General features: G+C 50.4%; 22 protein-coding genes and 1 pseudogene. All 23 read right to left on the reverse strand.

Going from position 1 to position 22,730, the window contains the following annotated elements:
• Positions 1-16: 16 nt before the first annotated feature.
• On the reverse strand, positions 17-748 hold the full coding sequence (locus ACOCF6_RS23435; protein ID WP_482462859.1) for an acylneuraminate cytidylyltransferase family protein: 732 nt from the start codon (positions 746-748) through the stop codon (positions 17-19).
• A gap of 10 nt (positions 749-758) precedes the next feature.
• Positions 759-2,273, reverse strand: a complete 1,515-nt coding sequence (locus ACOCF6_RS23440) for a B12-binding domain-containing radical SAM protein (RefSeq protein ID WP_482462861.1) — start codon at positions 2,271-2,273, stop codon at positions 759-761.
• Positions 2,251-3,732, reverse strand: a complete 1,482-nt coding sequence (locus ACOCF6_RS23445) for an aminotransferase class I/II-fold pyridoxal phosphate-dependent enzyme (protein WP_482462863.1) — start codon at positions 3,730-3,732, stop codon at positions 2,251-2,253. Before ACOCF6_RS23445 ends, ACOCF6_RS23440 begins: the two co-directional genes overlap by 23 nt.
• 29 nt (positions 3,733-3,761) lie before the next feature.
• Complete coding sequence (locus ACOCF6_RS23450; RefSeq protein ID WP_482462865.1) at positions 3,762-4,631, reverse strand: sugar phosphate isomerase/epimerase family protein; 870 nt, start codon at positions 4,629-4,631, stop codon at positions 3,762-3,764.
• Positions 4,628-5,104, reverse strand: coding sequence for a GNAT family N-acetyltransferase (locus ACOCF6_RS23455; RefSeq protein WP_482462867.1), 477 nt, complete (start codon positions 5,102-5,104; stop codon positions 4,628-4,630). The genes ACOCF6_RS23450 and ACOCF6_RS23455 overlap by 4 nt, the downstream gene beginning before the upstream one ends.
• On the reverse strand, positions 5,101-6,138 hold the full coding sequence (gene neuB, locus ACOCF6_RS23460; RefSeq protein ID WP_482462869.1) for an N-acetylneuraminate synthase: 1,038 nt from the start codon (positions 6,136-6,138) through the stop codon (positions 5,101-5,103). Before neuB ends, ACOCF6_RS23455 begins: the two co-directional genes overlap by 4 nt.
• 39 nt (positions 6,139-6,177) lie before the next feature.
• Complete coding sequence (locus ACOCF6_RS23465) at positions 6,178-7,476, reverse strand: ABC transporter ATP-binding protein (protein WP_482462871.1); 1,299 nt, start codon at positions 7,474-7,476, stop codon at positions 6,178-6,180.
• Complete coding sequence (locus ACOCF6_RS23470; RefSeq protein WP_482462873.1) at positions 7,477-8,334, reverse strand: ABC transporter permease; 858 nt, start codon at positions 8,332-8,334, stop codon at positions 7,477-7,479.
• Positions 8,295-9,077, reverse strand: a complete 783-nt coding sequence (locus ACOCF6_RS23475) for a glycosyltransferase family 2 protein (RefSeq protein ID WP_482462875.1) — start codon at positions 9,075-9,077, stop codon at positions 8,295-8,297. The genes ACOCF6_RS23470 and ACOCF6_RS23475 overlap by 40 nt, the downstream gene beginning before the upstream one ends.
• An 81-nt stretch (positions 9,078-9,158) precedes the next feature.
• Positions 9,159-9,944, reverse strand: coding sequence for a glycosyltransferase family 2 protein (locus tag ACOCF6_RS23480; protein ID WP_482462877.1), 786 nt, complete (start codon positions 9,942-9,944; stop codon positions 9,159-9,161).
• Entirely contained in the window at positions 9,941-10,918 is a 978-nt protein-coding gene (locus tag ACOCF6_RS23485; RefSeq protein WP_482463428.1) for a glycosyltransferase family 2 protein, read from the reverse strand. Before ACOCF6_RS23485 ends, ACOCF6_RS23480 begins: the two co-directional genes overlap by 4 nt.
• Before the next feature lie 2 nt (positions 10,919-10,920).
• The gene (locus ACOCF6_RS23490; RefSeq protein ID WP_482462879.1) at positions 10,921-11,769 is read right to left on the reverse strand and encodes a decaprenyl-phosphate phosphoribosyltransferase; all 849 of its coding nucleotides are present in this window, start codon (positions 11,767-11,769) and stop codon (positions 10,921-10,923) included.
• On the reverse strand, positions 11,766-13,487 hold the full coding sequence (locus tag ACOCF6_RS23495) for an ArnT family glycosyltransferase (protein WP_482462881.1): 1,722 nt from the start codon (positions 13,485-13,487) through the stop codon (positions 11,766-11,768). The genes ACOCF6_RS23490 and ACOCF6_RS23495 overlap by 4 nt, the downstream gene beginning before the upstream one ends.
• Entirely contained in the window at positions 13,484-14,350 is an 867-nt protein-coding gene (locus tag ACOCF6_RS23500; RefSeq protein WP_482462883.1) for an ABC transporter ATP-binding protein, read from the reverse strand. The genes ACOCF6_RS23495 and ACOCF6_RS23500 overlap by 4 nt, the downstream gene beginning before the upstream one ends.
• A gap of 3 nt (positions 14,351-14,353) precedes the next feature.
• The gene (locus tag ACOCF6_RS23505) at positions 14,354-15,196 is read right to left on the reverse strand and encodes a hypothetical protein (RefSeq protein ID WP_482462885.1); all 843 of its coding nucleotides are present in this window, start codon (positions 15,194-15,196) and stop codon (positions 14,354-14,356) included.
• Positions 15,193-15,996 carry an ABC transporter permease gene (locus ACOCF6_RS23510; protein ID WP_482462887.1) on the reverse strand — a complete coding sequence of 268 codons (804 nt, stop codon included), beginning with the start codon at positions 15,994-15,996 and terminating at the stop codon, positions 15,193-15,195. The genes ACOCF6_RS23505 and ACOCF6_RS23510 overlap by 4 nt, the downstream gene beginning before the upstream one ends.
• A gap of 84 nt (positions 15,997-16,080) precedes the next feature.
• Complete coding sequence (locus ACOCF6_RS23515) at positions 16,081-16,494, reverse strand: hypothetical protein (protein WP_482462889.1); 414 nt, start codon at positions 16,492-16,494, stop codon at positions 16,081-16,083.
• Between the two features lie 32 nt (positions 16,495-16,526).
• Positions 16,527-16,736, reverse strand: coding sequence for a type IV pilin protein (locus ACOCF6_RS23520; protein ID WP_482462891.1), 210 nt, complete (start codon positions 16,734-16,736; stop codon positions 16,527-16,529).
• A 235-nt stretch (positions 16,737-16,971) separates the two neighbouring features.
• The gene (locus ACOCF6_RS23525; protein ID WP_482462893.1) at positions 16,972-17,181 is read right to left on the reverse strand and encodes a type IV pilin protein; all 210 of its coding nucleotides are present in this window, start codon (positions 17,179-17,181) and stop codon (positions 16,972-16,974) included.
• Between the two features lie 123 nt (positions 17,182-17,304).
• Positions 17,305-18,549, reverse strand: coding sequence for a histidine--tRNA ligase (hisS, locus tag ACOCF6_RS23530; protein ID WP_482462895.1), 1,245 nt, complete (start codon positions 18,547-18,549; stop codon positions 17,305-17,307).
• 96 nt (positions 18,550-18,645) lie between these two features.
• Entirely contained in the window at positions 18,646-19,671 is a 1,026-nt protein-coding gene (locus ACOCF6_RS23535) for a diguanylate cyclase (protein ID WP_482463430.1), read from the reverse strand.
• Positions 19,672-19,692: 21 nt separating this feature from the next.
• Positions 19,693-20,019, reverse strand: a pseudogene (locus tag ACOCF6_RS23540) (response regulator); the annotation flags it as partial.
• Between the two features lie 104 nt (positions 20,020-20,123).
• A complete protein-coding gene (locus tag ACOCF6_RS23545; RefSeq protein ID WP_482462897.1) occupies positions 20,124-22,532 on the reverse strand; it encodes a DNA internalization-related competence protein ComEC/Rec2 in 2,409 nt (802 codons plus the stop codon).
• Positions 22,533-22,730: the final 198 nt, after the last annotated feature.

Consider the following 22,730-nt stretch of genomic DNA (forward strand, 5'->3'; position numbering starts at 1 on the left):
CCAGAAAGGCTGAACATCAAGACAGAACCATGGTGGCATCCATACGCTCTTGAATAAGAAGTTCACATAGTTTCAGATCCAGGCCAGTATCTATATCGACTGATTTTTCCTGCGGCATGATATGAGCGAAGATGTTATTTTTTATAAAAAAGGTTTGTTCAGCCAGTAAGCAGGAAACATTTATGATGTAAACGGCACCGTTAACTCGATAATATCGGTCCAGCTCCTGTCTTCTTTTGAATTTGACGTCGTCCCTTAAAAAACCCTCCATCGACAGGTTAGTTGGCAGTGTATTGCACCATAATGGTGTGTGATCAGGCTCGCAGACAGAAACAACAGCATCCGCTTTATTTTTGTGCAGCAACTCCATGGCGGATTCAATTTCAACCGCATCCCGCAAAGGAGAAGTAGGCTGCAATAGCACAATAAATTCAAACAACCTGCTTTTCTCGTTTTTATAGTAATCAATCACATTACGAACAACCTCAAAGGTGCTCGTATCATCCTGTGCCAGGGCGGAAGACCGCATGAATGGCACGTTGGCGCCATATTCAATCGAAACCCGCGCTATTTCAGAATCATCCGTTGAAACCATCAATTCATCTATACAGTGAGATTGCAGTCCGGCTTGTATAGTGTATGATATCAAAGGTTTTCCAGCCAACGGCAGCAGATTTTTGCGAGGCAGGCGTTTGCTGCCTCCCCTGGCGGGAATAATTCCGAGAACGCCGCCACTGTTTGAATTCATATCCTGAACCTCAACTAACGAATAAAGTTTTCTTGCCTTCCCGTTTTTCGCCGACATTTACTGAACAAATAAGATTATCGTCAGGAATATCAAGCGATAAGACATCCCTGATCTGCTTCAAATGATTTACAGTACTTGAATATAGCTGATCATCGGTCAAGCCGGTCATATTAATTTTGAGATACTGCTGTTCACCTATACCAAAGATGTACTCTTTTTCGTTCTTTATGTAACCTTCCCGAAGTGCAAATTCATACATTTCAGATCCAGGTATTGGCAGGAGAAAGCATACACTGGGCAAAATTCCATTCTCGCGACACACGTTAAATGTCTGGGCAATATCATCCTCTGATTCAGTTGGGTAGCCAATAATGACATTTGTGCCGGAAGTTATACCGACTGCATCCAACACACGCTTCTGGGCAGAAAAGGCCTCAATGGAAATTTGCTTATTCATAAGCTGCAGAATTCTAGGGCTGCCGGATTCAAGCGAATAAAAGAGCCGTTTAAAGCCGGCAGCCTTCATTCGCCGGGCCAGCGCCAGATCATCTTCACCGAGCAGGCCTACTCTGCATATGGCTTCAAAGGTAACATCCAGATGTATCTGATCCAGTTCATCAAGCAGGTGCACCACATCGGTCTTATTCAGAAAGGAAAGTTCATCCAGAAATTTGAAGTGATTGATGGCGTAGCGATCATGCAGTTCTTTGATCATGGCTGCCACAAAGGCGGAAGAGTGACGGCGATAGGGATTATGCGCTTGAATAAGCTGGTTGTTACTGCAAAATGTGCATCGGAACGGGCAGCCCCGCGTGGTAATAATCGAAAAGAACCTTTGATTACGAAGTACTCCCAAATGATGGCTGACAAGCTTGGAACCTGACTGGATATATGCCTCTACATCAAACAGATCCCAATCAGGAAAGCCCATCAGGTCAAGCGGCTGGTCTGGCTTTCGTATGGCAGCGGGGTGTATACCCCGCTGGTCTTTATATGCTACTCCCGGAATACCATCAAAATCTCTGCCGTACTTTATCCGCTCCAAAACTTCCACCAGGGCGAATTCGCCCTCTCCTCTGATGGCAACATCTGCACAGGTCCATCGCAACAAAGCATCGTTCTCGAGCATGGTTGCGTATCCGCCGACAACAATGCAAGTGTCCTGATTTACCGACTTGACCAGGGCAACTATCTCTTCCATTTGCCACAGTGTGTGCACCATTCCATTAAAAGCAATAACATCATAACGTCCCTGAGACACATGGCCGACAAACGCATTCTTGCTCATAGGATTGACTGAAAAATCAAGAAGATCGAAATCATAGCCTGACTTTTTTACATGCGTCATGACCTGGCAAAGACCTAAATTGAAATAAATGAGCGTCTTATCCCGAGTCCAATCGGGCCGGGGATTTATATTGATAAACAAAATACGAGGGCTAGTGGGACGTGACGCAACTAACACTAAGCAGCCGCCTCGACCGGGGGTGTAATAATGGTCATCATGAGTTCTGCCTTGTCTCATATTTTCGGAAGATGCTTTTGTTATTCATGACTGAACGGATAACCGCACAAACCTTATCCACATCTTCCAGCTTGATATTGTTTGAGGTAGGTAAACTTAAGCCGCAGGCCGACAGCCAGTCCGCATTAGGAAAACATTTACCGGCTTCTGCAAGAAATGGCGGTTGCTGGTGAAGCGGATAGAATAATGGTCTCGTATCGATACCGTGTACGGCAAGATGCCCCATTAACGTGTCGCGGTCAATTCCTGTCGTCTCTTTATCCACAAGAATAGAATAGAGCCAGTATATATTTTTGGCCCAATCCTCCTGAGGCGGGAGAATGATTCCATCAATATCCTTCAATTGAGCGGAGTAGCGACTCACCACTTCTTCACGGTAGCTCAGGAAATCTTCAATTTTCTCCAACTGGGCAAGACCAATAGCCGCTTGAAGGTTGGTAAGGCGATAATTGAAACCAGTGACAAGATGCCAATATCGCTTTTCACGGGTCATGCCATGGTCCCGAAGCAACCGCATATTGTTATTGAGTTCGGGGTTATTGGTTGTCACCATGCCGCCTTCACCCGTCGTTATCACCTTATTTGCAAAAAAACTGAAGGTTCCGACATCCCCGATAGAGCCGACTTTACGCCCTTTATATGTCGCTCCCAAGGCCTCGGCACAGTCTTCAATGACGAAGAGTCCATGACGTTTTGCAATCTCCATGATCGGATCCATATTGCAAGGATGACCATAGAGATGGACGACAATTATTGCCTTTGTTTTTGGAGATATACAGCCTTCGATAGCCCGCGGGTCAATAGTCCATGTAGAACGGTCAACATCTACGAATACAGGTCTGGCACCACAGAGCACGGTCATGCTGGCCGGAGCAATGAAGGTCAGATCTGGAATAATGACCTCATCACCGGAACCGATACCCAGAGCTGCCATGGCCAGGTGTAGGGCGGCCGTCCCGTTTGAAACACATAACGCATGATCGGTCGACACGTAGGAACAGAATCTGTCTTCAAACTGCTCAACATATTTTCCCTGTGACGAAATCCAGTTGGTGGTCAGGCAATCAAGAACTAATTCAACTTCTCTCCCCTTGAGAACCGGCTCCATTACGGGAAGCCGCCATAAATCAGTCAACCGCAGCAGATCAGCCACATGACCCGCGGAATCCAGGATGGGCAGAGTGCAGATCTTCTCATTCAAGAGCGCAATATTTTCAGAAGTATCCTTGGGTAACGTTCCAGACACAAAATTACGATTCATATACAATTCTGCCGGATCAGAAATTAATGCCCCTCGTAACAAAGCGCGCCGAACGTCACTGTCAGTGAGCAATCCCTTCATGACCTGAGCATGGTCAACCAAAAACACCACACCCTTCCCGTTCTTATCGAGCGCAGCCAATACATCCCTGAGTGTCACGTCTGTAGAAATAAGGAGCATACTGAAATCTATTCCCATAAAACATCAGCTCCGATCACAATGATAGTTCAATCAAGCAGATTCATTAGCAGACTTCGCTGGTCCGCTATTTCCGAACGTGAACAGTTATACACCTCTACCACCATCGGCATGGATTCATATTTTCTCAAATAGGTAACGAACCATGAGCTAGAACTAAAAGGACGGTTGTTATCCCGTCGACCGTCATTGTCACTCAGATGCAGGCACTTGATAAACGGTTCCAGCTCATCGAAATATAATCGCGGATCAACTTTAAGAGATTCAGCGCTTACCTTTGCGTGCCCCGTGTCAAGCAAGAGCCCAACATCCGGGCGGAACAGATCAATAAAAAATGTCTTTATCTCTTGAACATCTGCCAACAATAAAGGAAACGTACCATCATTGCATATGTTTTCAACCGCAACCACATTGTTTTCCACAAGCAGATCTACCTGTTTCAAAGCTGCAAAATCTGCAAGCGTGCGTATGGTATCAACAAATATCCGGTATGATTTTTCTCGATCTATTTTGGCTGTTACACAAGCGTGCTTCTGCAATCGGGGATTTCCAAGCATGCACGGACTCATCTCAATTGCAAAACCGGCATGGACGCTGTAGCTAGGCACCCCAAGGTCGGCACATAGGCAGATTGCCTCCTTGCAATGATTGACGCTTCGGCTGTGAGTATCAAGGTCATTTGATGCAAGATTAAGCACAAAAGGAACTGAAGGCGGTGGAAAATAATTATGAATAAGATAATTAAGCTGTGATTTTGCCTTGAATAGTGAATCAAGCATGGCGGGATAAAAAGTAAGCGAGGAGCTGAGTTCGAGGTCAAAACCATGCTTACAGGCAATCGCCAGAATCTCATCCAGGCTAGTGGTCTGGAAACAACCTGTTGAAATATGGCATCTCATTTCCCCTCGCTCCAGCGTTTCTCCATGACCGTGTGCCCTGTTAGCGGGCAAGTGCCAATAACCGTAAACCCTGCTTTTTCGTATGATCGTCGTGCGTAGCGGTTGTCGGGATGCACCTTCAGCATCATTGCCTCAATGCTGTTTATTCGGCACCAGCTCATGCAGTAGTCAAGAGCAAATCCGGCAAGGCCCTTTCCAGAATAGGCACCGGCGATGTACACACCGAAAGAGGGCCGTACATATCCTTCGTCAAAGCCGCGCAACATGAAAAAACCGGCCAGAATAGAATCCTTAAACCAGATCCCCCAGTAGCGATCCTCGCGTGCCGAAGCAAGCCTTTTCTCCAGTCTTGTAATGCCGGTGCTGGCAAATGGTACGAAGTACTGCCGATAATCCTTGTCGTCTGCCGTCAGCAGACTGGAGAGCGGCGATGCATCAGCAGGAGACAATCTTGAAACAGAGAGATCATTCATGTGCGATCTCTACATATATCCCAGGTTATTAGTTCGTTGCTTTGAATCTCCTGAGTTGCAACACAGCCGACAACTTCCGGCAACATATCCGGCCGAATGCCGGTGCCGGGGCGCTTACAGGCAAGCATATCCTCCCTGATGATTTCTCCGGCCTTGATCAAACGCGAAGCCACCAGGCTGCGTCTCATGCAACGCGCATTTACAACCTCTGCCTCGCACGGTTCTTTTATACCTGAGCCGAGAGCCAATTCAGCTTCACGGACTGCTCGGCAGAGGCGTGTGAGCTCTTCAGGGGTGGCTGAAGCAGCATGGTCTGGACCAGGCAGACTTCTGTCGAGAGTAAGGTGCTTCTCAATCACCCTGGCCCCCAAACCGATTGCAACCATGCAGGCGGTGTCCGATGTGGTGTGATCAGAGTAGCCCATAGTTGTTCCAAAAGCGTCTGCCATGGTCGGAATAGCGAGCAGATTGGCATCCTGAAGGCGAGAAGGGTAATTGGTTGTGCATTGCATCAGAACAAGTTGATCATTACCGGTTGAACGAATTGTCCTGACTGCGGCGGCTACCTCTGCAAGGGTCGCCATCCCGGTGGAAAGATACATCAATTTGCCGGTTTCGGCGACGGCTCGAAGAAAATCAGGTTCAACCAGTTGCCCGGAAGCAACCTTGTAGGAACCTGCACTCAGCTTTTCTAGTAACGTGATATCCCTGATATTGTAAGGGGTGGACAGGAATTCAATGCCAACGTTTCTACAGTGCTCAATCAGCTCCTGATGGGCCGCAAAATCAAGCTCAAGTTTTTTGAGCATCTCAAGTTGTGATTCATTCTTATCAGTAACCTCAAGCTGGTAGTGTGCTTTCGGTGCACTCGCCGTTACTATATCTTCAGCCCTGAATGTCTGAAACTTCACGCAGTCAGCACCAGCCGTTTTTGCAGCATCAACCAGTTTTTTTGCCAGGCTTACACTGCCATTATGGTTGACGCCTGCTTCGGCGATTATAAATATTTTATTGCTATCGATCATGGCGTGCATATTCCAAAAGTCAACGCTGCTTTCTAATAGTAATCCCGTTCAGTCACCAGGAATTGGCTCTGATTTCAACTTTGGCTCTGTCACCCTCATTTTTATAGCCATCGGCCCACCACTGACACCAAACTGCTGATATGCCGGTCTCCATGTTCCTTCTGCGGTAATCTCAAATGGAAACGGCTCGGGATGATGAAAGTAGCAGGTGGGGCTTCCAGCACCGCAAGCAATGAAATAACGCCCCGGCCGCAACACATTCGCGGGCACAACCCATTCGCACGTCCATATGCCAGGTTCTCGTCTGTTAAGCAACTGAGGATGCTCCTCCCAATCCGCCATACTCCAGAGTGATTCCTGAACACTTGTCGTGATGTTGATTGCCAGAGAAATACCGGCTAACTGACGTTTTACTTTATAAGTTACCTGTACTCTGACATCTTCATCACTTCTGAAAATTGAACTCATTGTTCCGTCTGCACGTTCAAGTCGTGCTGAAACAAACTGAATATCGTCATGTTCTCCACCGCTGAAGGCAACCTCGGCGGCCTGTCCAGTAAATCCTGTTTGTATATACTCTTCAACAATCTGCGCGGAGGGTCCAGCACTTTCAATCTGCCCGTTCCGCAAGAAGATGCAGGTATGGCAGAGACGGTTTATTACTCCCATGTTATGGCTTACCAACAACACCGTCCGTCCTTCCCTTACCACATCCTCCATTTTTCCCAGACACTTCTTCTGAAACTGAGCGTCACCCACCGCCAGCACTTCATCTACAATCAGTATTTCCGGTTCCAGGTGAGCTGCCACGGCAAATGCAAGGCGAACATACATGCCCGAAGAATATCGCTTTACTGGTGTATCGAGGAAACGCTCCATCTCGGCAAATGCCACAATCTCGTCGAGCTTGGACTGGATCTCCGCTTTGTTCATTCCCAAGATTGCACCATTGAGAAAGATGTTCTCCCGCCCCGTCAATTCGGGATGAAAACCGGTTCCAACCTCCAGCAGACTGGCAATGCGTCCTTTGTAACGGACTTCACCTCTTGTTGGGGATGTAACCTGCGAAAGAATCTTAAGCAGCGTTGACTTTCCTGCACCATTCCGACCTATGATTCCAAGGATGTCGCCCTGTTTGACTTCGAAGGAGACATTCTGAAGCGCCCAGAAACGGTCATCAGGCTGCGTGACTTGTGTAATGTCAGAGCCGATCTGTGAGTTTGGATCCTCCTTGCCACGCACCATGGCCCACCAGCTTTGCAAGTCACGGGAGAGGGTGTGGTGATTGATTGCACCCAATCGGTACTCTTTCCAGAGATTATCCACCTGTATGACCGTGTTGCTCATTTAAACCGTATCCACGAAAGTTTTTTCCACTCTGCTGAACATGATGATCCCTGCAAAGAGAATGCATGCCGTGATTGCCAGACTGATCAGCCAGCTGTGCATGTTGATTGAACCGGTGCCCAGAAATGCGAAGCGAAACGCCTCGATAACCGGGGCCATCGGGTTAAGAGCCAGAACAAAGCGCCAATTTTCTGGCAGAGATGAAGCCGGATACACAATAGGAGTAGCAAACATCCAGAGCTGAACGCCAAAACCGACCAAGTGAGCTAAATCACGATAGCGGGTAGTCATTGAAGACACGATAATTCCAAAACCGAGACCAAGAGCAGCCATCTGAATTATCAGGATTGGCAGTAGCATAATTGCCGGTTTCGGGTGAATGACAGAACTGTTTTGCCAGTAGTAAATAAAAAAAATAAGAAAAAGGCAGAATTGTATTCCGAAAGCGATCAGATTGCTGATTACGACTGATACAGGAACCGTCAATCGAGGGAAATATACCTTGCCGAAGATATGGGCATTACCGATAAATGTGCTGGATGTGCCGTTAAGACAATCTGCGAAATACCTCCAGGCAATGACACCAGAAAGATAGAAAAGAAAAGGAGGGAGGCCGTCTGTTGGAAGTTTGGCTACATTACCAAATATAATCGTAAAAACCAGCGTAGTGAGTAGCGGCTGTATAATGAACCAGAGCGGCCCCAGAATTGTTTGCTTGTAAATCGAGACAAAGTCACGCCAGACAAAGAGACCGATCAGGTCGCGATACTTCCAAAGCTCCGAGAGGTTCACGTCAAACCAGCCCGATTTTGCCTTGATTACTGTGGTATAAATTTGTTTGGTAGATCTTTCTGACAATTAGGCTCCTTCTTACCGAGAAGCATATTTAACACCTTTTTAACAAGCAAATCAAGATTACGAAGATAAAGACATTTATGCCGCAACACTATTAGAGACATCATGGCGAACTTCTGCCGGAATCGAAGCGAATGGTCGCGGGAAGTGTTCCGTATTCTATAAAAAAACAACGGCTCCTGAATCTTAACAACCTGCTTATTAAGCTCGGAGAGTGATATCCAAAACTCCCAGTCTTCCCAGCCGTAGATCATTTTTTCGCTGTAGCCGCCGACTGTTTCCCAGTCGGTCTTCCTGAAAAGAGCAGCGGGGCAGATACAGTTGTCGAACAGCAGCGCAACAGGATCGTAAGCAGGCAGTGGTGCCGCCCCTTCCCGCTCACCGAATAAAACACGCTCGCAGTATACAACCGCAACGCCCGGGTTCATATCAAGCTGTCTGACGGTCTGCTCAAGGAACCCGGGTCCAACTTTATCATCTGAGTCAAGAGGGAGAATGTATTCGCCGCATGCCTCTGAAATCCCCCTGTTCCTTGCGACCGACACCCCGCTGTTGAAGGTGTGAACGACCCTGGTCCCGGGCTGTTCCAGACCCTCCAGCAGCCTGACGGTCGCCGCATCAGTTGAGCCGTCATTCACCACGATGATCTCAAAGTCCGTGTAGGTCTGCGCCTGCAGGGAGGCCAGCGTCTCCGGAAGATACGCACCGTGATTATAGCAGGGGATGACTACGCTGACTTTTGGCATGGCATTCCCTGATTCAGAAAGATGATGCGGACTGTTTTTGCCGGAAAGCTCATAACCTGACAAATGCCTGGAAATGATCACTCACGGTCTGATGGCTGACAGAAGTCTTCTGTAATGAAACCTGTTATACAGGCGCTTGATCTGATAATCGAGATAATAATAGGCCGTGGAACGGCCCCTGCTCTGCAGATAGCCCATCCTGACACGAAACTCCTCGGCGTATGCCTGCTCTGCGTGGGAGACCGAACGACTGCCGGCATGTGCCCGGAAACAGCTTAGCAGTTTATCGACCACCAGCGGCGGCATGATACTCCCCAGCCGGAGAAAAAGATCATAATCCATGCAATACGATAGTGACAGATCGAAGCCCCCCGCCGCGTTGAAAAGCTCCCGTTTTATGAACGTAGAGGGATGCAGAAGGATATTGCCGCGTATCAGGCGCCTGAACGAATATCTTCGCACCCTGATGTCCCGTATAAAGGCACCTTCCTCGGAAACAAAGGTAAAACCAGCCGTAATCCAAGATTCCGACGGATTGCGCGCGAAACAATCCTGAACAGCGGCAAGAACTCGGGGATCCGGGTAATAGTCATCTGAGTTGAGATGGGTGATGACATCACCGGTCGCCATCGCAACACCCTTGTTCATCGCATCGGAGATTCCCCTGTCCGGCTCCGAGATCCAACGGACACGGGGGTCAGCGGCAGCGTGCCTCCTGACGATCTCTAGTGTCTCATCACCGGATCCGCCGTCGACTATGATGTGCTCATGGAGACTGTCACCTTGTGCCGCGACGGAAGCAAGGCAGTCCTCCAAAAACCGCCCCGAATTGAGGGTTACGGTTATGACAGATATCCGCAGGGTCATGTCAATTCCGCTTTGCTGCCGCCATTCCTGATCAAACGATAGACCATCCCGGCAAGATCCCACCTGCCCACCAGCAAACGAACCATCATCTCCAGTATCAGGCCGAGATAAATACCCGGCAGGGCCTGCGGGCAGTATCGGCGCGTGAAAACGAGACGGTTGCGCAGGCTGTAGAAATCGCATATATAGCTCTTCCGCAGGGGATTTGTGGCTGTCCCGATGCTTGCCCCCACCTTGTGATACACGACGCTCAGCGGAGCATAGGCAAGGCTGTAGCGGCCCCGCCCGCGACAGATCCAGTCAATTTCTTCAAAATAAATAAAATAGTCTTCCGCCATTAGCCCGACTTCTTTCAGATACGCAGAGCGAACCAGCAACGAAGCCCCGATGATGTAATCCATCCTTTTTTCAACCACAGCTGCGTCCGGTAACCTGTCTCCGCGAATAGTCCTGCCGATATGCCAGGCAAGCCCAAGCCACTTGAAATAGACGGCTCCGCCCAATGCCTGTATCTTTGTCCGGTCATTGAATTCACGCAGCGTGGAGCCGCACATGCAGGCTTCCGGCTTTTCATGCAGCCGTTTGACCAGTTCAGTCAACGCGAACGGATCGGCGACCGTGTCGTTGTTCAGCAGCCAGCAAAAATCGGAATCACCGCACGCCAGTGCATAGCGCAGACCGACGTTTGTACCGCCGCCAAAGCCCAGATTTGCCGGATTTGTTACCAGTGTGCATATGGCTGCTGAAGTGCCAAGGCCTTGTTCAGCTGCCTCAGCTGTTAATTCCTGCCAGCGGCCGGAGCTTTCGCAAAATGTCTGTGCACCCCACTCCCGCAGTTTAAGCAGCGATTCATCATGAGAATCATTATCACATACAACAATTCTGTACTCGGGGTAGGCAAGTTTCAAAAGCGAGTCAAGACACTCAATCGTGTCTTTCCAGTCATTCCAGTTAACAACGATGATAGAGACCATGCTCACAGATAGATGCTCCATCCCACGATAAGCACCCACAGCACACTCACACAGAGCAATGAAACGTCTTTAAACAGCGACTCGGTCGGATCACCGCTTTTACCGGCCTTTATCCGGATGATATACCGGAAAAGCCCGAAGGCGCACAGCGGAACGGTATATACGAGCGGCGGATGAATCAGGGTATACATCGAGTAGGTTACAAGTACCGTAGCTGCAGATATGAGAAGCATGGCATCCAGAGCACCTTCAGGGTACCCGCACAGACTGGATCTGTGATCCGATGCATGCACCCCGAGAAGATTCTGCTCTGACAAGCGTTTACCGCAGCTCAAACAGAGTGACAGAAAAAACACACTCAAAAACAGCCATTCGGAGATTGTAACCTGAAACAGCGCGCCTCCGGCCTGAAGCCTGATCAGAAAACCGCTGGAGATGCAGAACAGGTCAAGAACCGGCCGGTTTTTCAGCCATTTCGAATAGACAACCGTCACCACGGCATACAGCAGCAGATACGGGATCAGCGAGTGCGCATAAAAAAAGGCGGCAGCAAAACCTGTCAAACCGGACATAATCGTAATCACAGACGCGGCTGTCAGCGATACCTTACCGGATGCAATCGGCCGCAGGCATTTGACCGGATGCATGGCATCCTTCTCAATGTCGGTAAGATCGTTATAAATGTAGAGCGCGCTGGAAACAGAACAGAATGAGAACAGGGAAATCAGGCCGGCCGCCGACAGGCATGACGAAGAAAGGAGTGCGCCGCTAAGAAACGGCGGGAAGAAGATCATCAGGTTCTTGATCCACTGTCGCGGCCGCAGCATGATCACATATGGCATCAAGTTCATTCGGCACCTAATTTTTCAGCCAGCCTCCTGGCCGGTTCCCGGTAATAGGCATCGGGTTGAGCGCTGAGATATGCTTTTTTGAACAATGCCGCGGCAGTTTTACGATCTTCGATGGAAAGCGCCAGCTGCCCGGACCTGTAGAGATAGAAAGTATCGTGTGTCTTCTGATACAGGATCTCATTGGTTTCTATCATATCTACCACAAGCTTTCTTTTGCTTGTCAGAGAAGATTCTTTAACAAGTAAATCTTCATTACAGCTGTTAATGACCTTCAAAAGCTCCGGGTCTCCGCCAGTCTTGGTGCCCATTTCTGACGTCAATATCCTTTTCGCTTCGTCAGTCGGCTTGCCTTGAATCTTCATGCCGATCAGATTCAGATGGATCATTCGATCCACATTTTTCCTGTTTTTTTGTGCGGCCGCTATACAAAACTGTTTCTCCGCCTCGACAAAACGCTTGTCCATCTTTAGCAGAATACCATATTCGTTGCGGACTACGCCAAAGTTAGGTGACTTTGCGATAATATCTTCCAACATTGCTAGATTGTCCCCCCAGAGCTGACCACGCTGAAAGGTTGCAAAAGAGGACAGCACAACGATTGCGCTTACAATCGGTACAAACAGCCTCTCAACGTTCCATCGTTCGAGAATCCGGCTTAGAAGGACAAGGCTTCCAATCACCGCAAAGGCGGATGGGATGTACAGGTAGCGTTCTCCAAAGGGTGTCCATGCAATCGGTGTTGCGGCCACAGCCAGGGCCGGAAGTATGAACAGAATCGGCAGTGCGAAAAAAAGCGCGGGTATGCCAGGGCGCCGGAATGTGGCGATCACCGCACAGAGAGCGGCTATACCGGCGATCGCATACCAGGGGCTGACATCAACAACAGCCGCATTCAACGGCAGCGGCAGAAACATCTTCCGTACATAGAATCCGAACGCTACCAGCAATCGTAACAGAATGCCGGGCCCGCCTTCGAACATGGCAGAAAGCGCGGTATATCCGGGGCGCTTCACATTTACCATCAGCATCAATGCTGAGACAAGAACGGTGGAGATTACAACCGGCAGCAGAAAGCAAGGGGAAATCAATCTCCTGAACCGGGACATGCCCGGCTGCAAACCTGGCCAGCACACGGTAACAAGAAACGCTGATGGAATAAACATGACGGCCGTCTCTTTTGTCAGCATACCGACAAAAGCTGCCACAAATGCCAGACAGGAGAGACGTGAAGATGGCTCCTGCAGGGCCCGGATCAAAAGGTATACCGCCAGAAGCACGAATGTACAGGCGAACACATCGGTTCTGCCGGCGATCCAATTGACCGGTTCGCTGTTGATGGGATGAACTCCGAACAAAACCGCAGCGGCATATGGCAGGTATTTGTTTTTTGAAGCAGTCGGGATCAGGGAGGTGATCAGAAAGACCAGAATCACATTCAGAAGATGCAGTAAAACGTTCTCCAGGTGCATGAACGATGGTTCAATCCCCCACAGCTGGAAATCGACCCAGTACGAGAGGTTGACCAGCGGGCGGTAGTAGAAACTGTTACCAGGTGTGATTACATCCAGCCACGTTATCGTGCTGTTGAGGCCGAAGTATTCGACAATAAACGGATCATCAAATCGGCTGAGAGGGTGGCCGATTGTTTGGAAATAAATCGCCATGACAAAGAAAACTGAAAAAGCGATTTTCAATCCCGGCCTGACTGAGATTTTCATGTCCTTGACACAACAGAAAGGAAGAAAGATTCCATATCCTTTCTCTTCGGCTCTACGGCCTTGATAACGGACCTCGCCTCCAGCAACTGCCTCATCGTGGAATCAAGATCCTCCCGGGACACGAGCTTTTCCTCGTCTGTTCCGTCCGGGCGGGAGAAGGTGATCAGATACCCGACAACGCCCTTTTCAAGAATACTGTCAACGCTGTCAAGGGTTTCAAGGACCCCTTGAGAGATAACCCCGACCCGGTCGCAGACAGCTTCCACATCTGCCGTGATATGGGTACTGAAGAAAATCGTCTTTCCACGCTGTTTCAGATCACGGATGATGTCTTTCACCAAAGCACGACCGATCGGGTCAAGCCCGCTCATCGGTTCGTCCAGGATGTACATATCGGGATCATGAACCAGGGCCTGCCCGAGGCCAAGCCGTTGGACCATCCCTTTGCTGTAGCCGCGGATCGGTCGATCAGCGGCGTGGCTGAGATCCAGCAGTTCGAGAGTGCGCTCCGCGCCCGTCTTCAGAGACAAACGATCCATCCCATAGGTGGACCCGACAAACACGAGGTATTCCCGGGCGGTCATATAATCAAAGAATGACGGGTTTTCCGGCAGGTAGCCGATCCTGCGGCGGGACGCCGGGTCTGTCACGGGAATGCCGAATACCGTCACCTGACCGGCTGTCGGCTTGATCAGGCCCATGACGGACTTGATCGTCGTGCTTTTCCCGGCACCATTCGGACCAAGAAAACCAAACACCTCACCGGCGGCAATATCCAGGTTGAGGTCTACCAGAGCCGTCACCTTCTGAAGTTTTTTTCCGCGATACGTCTTACTCAATCCCTGTATTGAAAGCGCACTCACTCTTTAACGACCCCCGAAAGCAAATTTACTTGTTGTCCGGACGGTACCCGTATCATCGAGAAAAAAGCGCCCACCATACGGGTCTTCCGGCAGTTTCTTCAGAAGACCGTGTTCGACAAGTTCCTCGATCCGTACAGGCTGATGCCCGGTCTGCTCCTTGAACGTCTTCACCGCGGACTGTATTTCCAGTGCAGCCTGCAGAGCCGTCCGGCGCAGCTGGTACAATCCACGCAGCTTTTCGTCCTTGGCACCCTTTTCCATCATCTCAAGAAACTGAATTCCAAGTTCACTATTATTGGATTCATAATAATATCGTGCGGCCAGGTTTATCAGCAAAGGGTTTCCGGAAATCTCGGCTGCCTTCTTCATGTAACGGGCAGCTGGCTCATATTGTTTTAGAAAATATGCCGAATTGAACCCGGCATAGAATGGAAGGGTAAAATCCCAGGCCCTGTATTTCATACCGTAATCGAGCATCAGATTTACTTCCTTAGCCCGACCCACTTCCCATGTAAATGCGGCCTGTGCAAAATAATAGGCATCACTGTTATAAGGATCAAGTTTTACGGCTGTCTGGAGTGTCTTGTACATATTAAGATATTCGGGAGGTAGAACAACCTTGTTTTTAAACTTTTCCACAAGAGTTCCAAAATATACAAGCACCTTGACAACGGCAAAATGCGCAACCAGCAGTTTTTGATCGGCAACCGTTACACGAAGCACTTCAGCACTAGGCAAATATCCCAGTTTTACGGCTATGGGCCTGTTCTCCATATAGCTTGAAAAGGGTGCCATTCCTAAAACATAACAAGTCAGTAAGAGAACAAATAAAAGGCGACCAGTCACGCCAGTTCCCTCCTGTTAAATGACCACACTGCGACCATCAGGATAATACTTGTATAAATCAAAAAATACGTTCCTGTGAACACTAGTCCTTTCAATGAGACCGGAAGTGCATACACAGCCTGAACCTTGAAGTCAAAGGCAGAGAAATTCGGTATACAGAAATAAATCGCGCTGATAACACCACGCGTTATGCCGGTCAAGGTTTTACCGTAATCGCTCAAAATATATTCATACACCTCTTGCGAGGCGCTTCCACAAAAATAAACAGCCAAAGTGGCAACAAACGGCAAATAAAACGAGGTGCTCAAGGACGAAAAAAGCAGTGCAACCGCAGCGACCATAATGAACTTTAGCCCATCCGAAAGAATTGCCACCCAAATTGCAAGCCATCTGACAGAAATGTCGGACGGATACTTTGCCGATACCAATGCAATGTCAACCGTAGCCGCAATGCCGAGTAGCAGACACCCAATCATGATAAAGACAAGGATACCGGCAAACTTGCCAAGTATGTAACTGGTGCGAGAGACTGGAAGACCAAGTACAGATGCAAGATATCTGCGGTCAAGATCACGCCAGACAGATGAAGAACCAAGTATAACGGTCAGTATCAGGAGAATGAATGATATTGCGGACAACGATAGCGTTACGGAAAGTTCCTGAACCTGACGCATGGAAAACAGGCTGAGTGCCGGTACCACCAGAAATATAAGCAGAGCACACACCAGCAAGAACTGCAACAACCGGTCCCGAATGAAACTTTTAAAAGTCGCTCCAAATATCACGCAAAAGTTATTCACTTGATGACACTCCATTCTGTTAATAAAAACGGGATGAACCGAAAAGGCGCATCCCGCAATTTCATATCAAAGAGGTAGGCTAAATTACTTCGAAGCTGTCCACCCTGCGCCCCAAGAAATACCTGAAGTTGCATCTGCAGGAGTAGCAGGGCAGTTGACTCCCGTACCGTTATATCTCCCGGTGGTCAAGCCACACGTTTGAGAAGCATTGGCATACCTGTAGATATTGGTTTCGGTAGATGTGGTTGCATAGGTAAAAGTACCTGATGAATGCAGAGCGGCCAGACCATAGGCTACACCGGTTGTCTCGAAACCGTAACCGAGCCAAACATTGGCAGAAGGCTTCACTGATAGTGGTTGAATAGAAGTAGTAACGGGAAATGGAAAACTGCCGTCAGCTTGCTTATCAAGCCAAGCCATTGTGCCAGCTGCTGCAAAAGCGTTTGCAGAGACACCCAGAGTAAGAACTGTAGCGAGCAAAATTATATTTCTTTTCATTGTTAACTCCTTTCAATAAAATAACTGTTTAATTAGTACGGATATTTTTGGTTATCTGCAAAATAAGACTCAAGATTGGTCTTCGTGTTTTTCAGATCGCTGGTCGCCGCGCTGTTGTAAGCCTTTGCACGGTATGCAGAGAACTGGGGAATGGCGATAGCCGCCAGGATGCCGATGATCGCAACAACGATCAAGAGCTCGATCAGGGTGAAACCTTTTCTGTTTCTAATCATGTTTAACATAGATCCTTCTCCTTTCTTTGATTGTACGCCTGTAAACAGGCGGTTAGAAAATCATAAAACATATAAAATTCTAAAATTTATTTACGCAATTTTTAAGCCATTAATCACAATCTCGCCTAACCAGCTTGAATCAAACAATTTACAATAAAGGATGTATCATTTTCGGCCAAGTTACGACAATTGTTTGTCACACACCACTGACATTTTTTGACACTTTGAAATTTACGGCCCAATCTTAATGAGGGTATGTCTGATGTTCAGTATAATAAGATTCCAAACTGGTTTTAGCATTTTTTATGTCACTTGTTGCGGCACTATTATAAGCCTTCGCACGGTAAGCAGAGAACTGCGGAATTGCAATCGCAGCCAGAATCCCGATTATCGCTACGACAATTAGAAGCTCTATTAAAGTAAAACCTGCTGTTGATATTATTTGTTTTCTCATGGCTCAATCCTCCGTTTCATTGGAACACAGCAATACTTGTGCCACAAGACAGGGCAAGTATGTGGATTTCTAAAACGTTAGAATTGCAACACAGCACACTTTAATTATTTTCAATGAAATATCTTAACAAATTATCGTGAAAATTTCCCCTGCTTCAAGAACCACTTCCACCTGCTCCCCATCAGCCATACGCTTGAACATCGCCCTGCCCGTCGCCACCTCGTTTCCCCCGATGACAACACTGTAGCGCGCACCCAGCTTGTCGGCCCGGCGCATCTGGCTTTTGAGGCTTTTGCCCTCGTAGTCCATCTCCACCCGTACACCCATCTGCAGCAGGTCATGCATCAAACGGAAGGCAAAGGCGCGCTCCCCTGCCCCCATGGTGGCGATGAACAGGTCCGGTTGCTGCGAGAACTCCTTGTCTCCCAGCAGCAGCGCCACCCGCTCGACCCCCATGGCAAAACCGATTCCGGGAATGGACGGTCCGCCCAGTTGCGAGATCAGCCCGTCATAACGTCCGCCGGCAGCCACGGCCGACTGGGAACCGAGCAGGGATGTGACCATCTCGAAGGTGGTGCGGGTGTAGTAATCCAGACCACGCACCATGCGGGAATTAATGCTGTAGGGGGTAGCAGTGGAATCGAGATACCCCTTGACGCTTTCAAAATGGTCGGAGCAGCCCTGGCAGAGGTTGTCCAGCACCGACGGCGCCCCAACCGTGGCCGCGATACAGCCCGGCACCTTGCAGTCCAGGGCGCGCAGCGGGTTGACCGTCAGCCTGCGGCGGCAGTCTTCACAGAGGGCTTCGCGGCGCTGTTCCAGGAACGCTATCAGTGTGGCACGATAGGCCGGGCGGCAATCAGGACAACCCAGTGAGTTGATCTGCAACTGAGGTTCATCCAGCCCGAGCCCACGGAAGAACTGCACCAGCATGTTCAGCACCTGGGCATCGGCCAGCGGATCGTGCACACCCGTAATCTCGGCGCCGATCTGGTGAAACTGGCGGTAGCGCCCCTTCTGGGGACGCTCGTAGCGGAACATGGGGCCCAGGTAATACAGTTTGGCCACCGGGTCCTGGGCGTAGAGCTTGTGCTCGATGAAGGCGCGCATGACTCCGGCCGTACCTTCGGGGCGCAGCGTGACCGGGTTTTCACCCTTGTCGACAAAGGAATACATCTCCTTTTCAACGATGTCGGTGGCATCGCCGATGGAGCGACAGAAGAGCTCGGTCTTTTCCATGATCGGAACGCGAATCTCGGAAAAGCCGTTCATCTCGAAAACGCGCCGGGCAGCCTGTTCGATATGCTGCCATCTGCCGGTTTCCGTAGGCAGGATATCGTTAAAGCCTTTGATTGCAGTGATTGCCATAAGTTCCTCGTTTTTTTACAGGGGGATCAAACATAAAAACGTCCGTCGTCCGGGACAGGCTCGGACAGAACGGACGTTCAGGTAGTTGTCGGATAATCAGTCTGGTTTTACAAAACGGCCGGCACGGTTCTTTCCACCGGCCTTGCCGATATACATGGCCTGGTCGGCCATATCCAGCAGATCCTGCTTTGACATGGTATCATCCGGACAGCAGGCATAGCCGATGCTGCAGGTCAGGCGGATATTGAAGCCCTCCGATGCCAGGAACACATGGGATTCTACCTGGGAACGGATACGCTCGGCCACAATGCCGGCTGTTTCGGCGCCGGTTTCCACCAGTATGATCGTATATTCGTCGCCACCGTAGCGGATGACCACATCCACCTCACGGGTCGACAATTTCAGCAGATCGCCCATCTCCTTGAGTACGCGACTGCCCACCAGGTGCCCATGGGTATCATTGACCCGCTTGAAGGAGTCCAGGTCCAGAAACAGGACGGCCAGATGTGAGGCATACCGCTCGGCCCTTTTCAGCTCGCGGTCAAGGGCGACTTCCAGGTAGCGGTGATTGAAGAGACCGCTCAGATCGTCGATGAACAGCATATCCTTGGCCAGGGAGTAGTTTTCGGCATTCTGGAAGGCTCGGGCTGACTGCTCCAACAGAAAGCGGATATTCTTCTTGAAGGGACCAAACTCGGGCAGCTGCTGTCCGGGATTGTTAAACACAACGATCACCCCCAGCAGAACACCCTTGTTGATCACGAAGATAAGGTAGGCCTCGTGTATATCGGGCTTGACTTCCACAGACTGCAGATCAGAGAGCTTGACCTTGATCATCAGGCGGTTATTGAGCTGGTGTTTGGATATGATCTCCTGAAGATTGCTGCAGTACTGCTGTGCCGCAGCGATCGTAAGGCCCTTGACCTCTTTAGGCTCAAGACGGCCGTCCACCTGAAACAGACCGATCGCCCGCTTGACCCCGACCTCACGGGCCACCGCATCCACCATCAGGTGATACACCTTTTCAAGTTCAAGGCACCCGGCGATCGTCTGGCTGGACTGGAACAGGTTGAGCATGTTCTTGAGCTCTTCGTTCTCATCCAGCAGGCGGCGCTGCTGCATGCACTGGGCAACCGAATGCCGGAATTCATCATGGTTGACCGGTTTGATCAGATAATCCCGGGCCCCGTGCTTCAAAGCAAAGATAGCAGATTCGAGATTCGCATTGCCGGTCACCATGATGACGTCAATGCTCGGGTCAGATTCCCTGACTCGCGAGAGGATCTCCATGCCGCTGATATCAGGCATGATCAGGTCCGTAATCACCAGGCCGTAGCGATTATCGGACATCATCTCGAACGCTGTGGAACCACAGGAGGCCGCATCGACCTCATACCCCTCGGCTATGAGAATTTCTGTGAACATCTCCCGGAAAAAGAGATCGTCTTCTACTATCAGAATCTTATCCATTGAATTGGCCGGTTCTTTTTAAAGAAATTGATTTAACGTATCTTTTTACCGCATCTACGCGGGATATGTCAAACGGTCTTTGGCTGTAACACCGGAAGATAATCCTAATCACGACGATAAGGTGTGAAGACTTTCCAGCTTGAACCATCGCTGATCAGCTCGATGGTGCCATCCCGGTCGGTCCGGTAGGTCCGGACCGACCGCCCGGCCAGCAGGTCCAGTGTTTGGGATGAGGGGAGTCCGAAGTTGTTGCCGCTGCCGGCCGAGATCAGGGCGATCTTCGGGGCGACCCGGTCAAGAAAGGCCGCTGAGGTGGAATTGCGGCTGCCGTGATGCCCCACTTTCAGCACCGTGGCCTTCAAGGCTCTGGCAGTCGGGTCAACATCTTCAGCCAGCATGCGATCCTCGGCCGGAAAGCCGGCATCGGCAGTGAACAGCATACTGAAGCTGCCGTAGTTGAGGCGAAACACCAGGGAATCCTCATTCATTGCCATGTCATTCACCCCGGTTTCCGACCGTTTCGGTGTTGTGTGTGGCGACAGCACCTGCAGATCGACATCGCCAGGCAGGTCAATACGATCTCCGGCCGCAAGCATGCGGACAGGAACCCGTTTACCATCCAGGGCTCTTCGCAACTGGTCATAGTCATCACCGCTTCCGCCTGGAGCAGCCTCCCAGAACCTGCCGACCGGAATCGTGCGGGCAATATAGGGCAGCCCACCGATATGATCAGGATGGCTATGGGTCAGGATCAGATGATCGACGCGCCGTACGCCGAGCTTGTAGAGTGCCGGCGCCAGGGTGCGTTCGCCGAAGTCGCGTCCGTTTTCGTGCAGATACCCGCCGCCATCCACCAACAGGGTGCTGCCGTCGGGCAGCCGCACGAGCAGCGACTCAGCTTGCCCCACACTGAGCATGGTGATATGCAGGCGTCCGTCGGCTGCCGCAGGAACGAGCAGGTGGGAGCCGATCGCAATCAATGGCAGCACAGCGCACAGGAAGACCCTGGCGCCCTTGTGTCGAATAAATGTCAGTACACACATACAGGAAACAAACAACAGCATGTCAAGGGCAGACATCCCCCGGAACTGCACGACCGGCAGACGTGCGAAAAAAGTGATCAACCAGTTGGACAACTCTACCAACGTGGCAGCAGCACCGATTAACAGATGGGCGAAGGACGGAAACAGGGCTATGAAGGGTACTGCGCAGAATCCTGCCAGCACGGCACCGTACCCCAGGAGCGGAACTATCAGGAAGTTGGAGAGTATGCCGTTCAGGGATGCCTGGTTAAAAATGAACAGCACCGGCACCATCGTCGCGAACGAGGCCGCACAGGAAGCGACAACAAACTGGATCAGGGTGCGCAGCCAGCCATGCTTGATTGTGCCTAACCGCTCCATGACCGGCGGAACAATGACAACAATCCCCCACAGAGCCAGAAAGGACAGCTGAAAGGAAACATCGAAAAGGGTGGGAGGGTGAATCGCCAACAGCAGAAATGCCGATAACAGCAGCGTGTTGACCGGATCGGTTTCACGTTCCGCGCACAGCGCCAGCGCAAAGGCGGCCAGCATGATGACCGAGCGGCCCGTAGCCGGCGCAGATCCGGTCAGGAGCAGGTACAGCAGCATGGCGGGTACCGTGAGTATCAATACCATTTTGCGGAGGTTGAAGCGCAGGGCAAGTTTTTCGGAGCGGGTGGCCAGCAGCACGGCAACCAGCACGATGAAGCAGGCGATGATGCCGACGTGAAAACCGGAGACAGACAGGATGTGATTGACACCGGCCCGGGTATAGGCCGCGGCCAGATCCGCCGGTATCCGCTTCTGGTCGCCAAAAAGGAGAGCATTCAACACCGATGAAACATTGACATCCGGAACAGCCCTCCGGACAAAATCACCCAGATAACGTGCCATCAGATCGGCACGGCGCAGTACCGATTCCCTGGCAGCCGCCCGGATCAGGACAATCCCGTCCTGTGATGCTACCCGACCGCTGGCTGCTATCCCCTGAAAGCTGAGATAACGGGGAGAATCAAACTCTCCCGGCAGCCCAAGCCGCCGTGGGAGGAAAATTCGCGTTACGCAGCGAATCCGATCCCCCCTGGCAACGGTCACATCACCTTCAGCTACATGCAACAGCAGATCACCGCACACCGCTTCGGCCTGTTTGTCGCTGATGATAGATTCTGTGCGAAGCACAAGGCTGCTGCCGGCTGGAGAGACCATCGGGCGCGACTGAATGATGCCTTCCACGACTATTGGTACAGAAGCTGTTCGAAAGGCAATTGAGCGGTGAGATGTCGGGGGGGATTTCCAGGCGGACAGGGCGCACAGCCCCCATGCGAAGAAGAACAGGGCTGTGCAGATGACAAAGGGAAGTCGACGCCTGATCAGGCTTGAAAAGATCAAACAGACCAGGGTTGCAGCCAGTGACGAGTACGGCAGCAGAAATCCGCATTGATCAGAAATGACCAGTCCTGCGGCCATTGCCAGAATAGGGAGCAGCAATGGCCGTTCCTGGAGCATCATTCACCACTTTCAGATTGGGATTCAGTACAGGTGCCGACTGCTGAAGAAAGCAGCTCAACATCCAGCAGAGATCGCGGTAACGACAACAGATTGAAATCAATGGTTAAAAATATATCATAGATCATGCCACTTGAAAACATGGCAATTGGGTGGTAGGTTTTACAAACACGCCGCATC

It is taken from the genome of Geobacter psychrophilus (genome assembly GCF_056821595.1).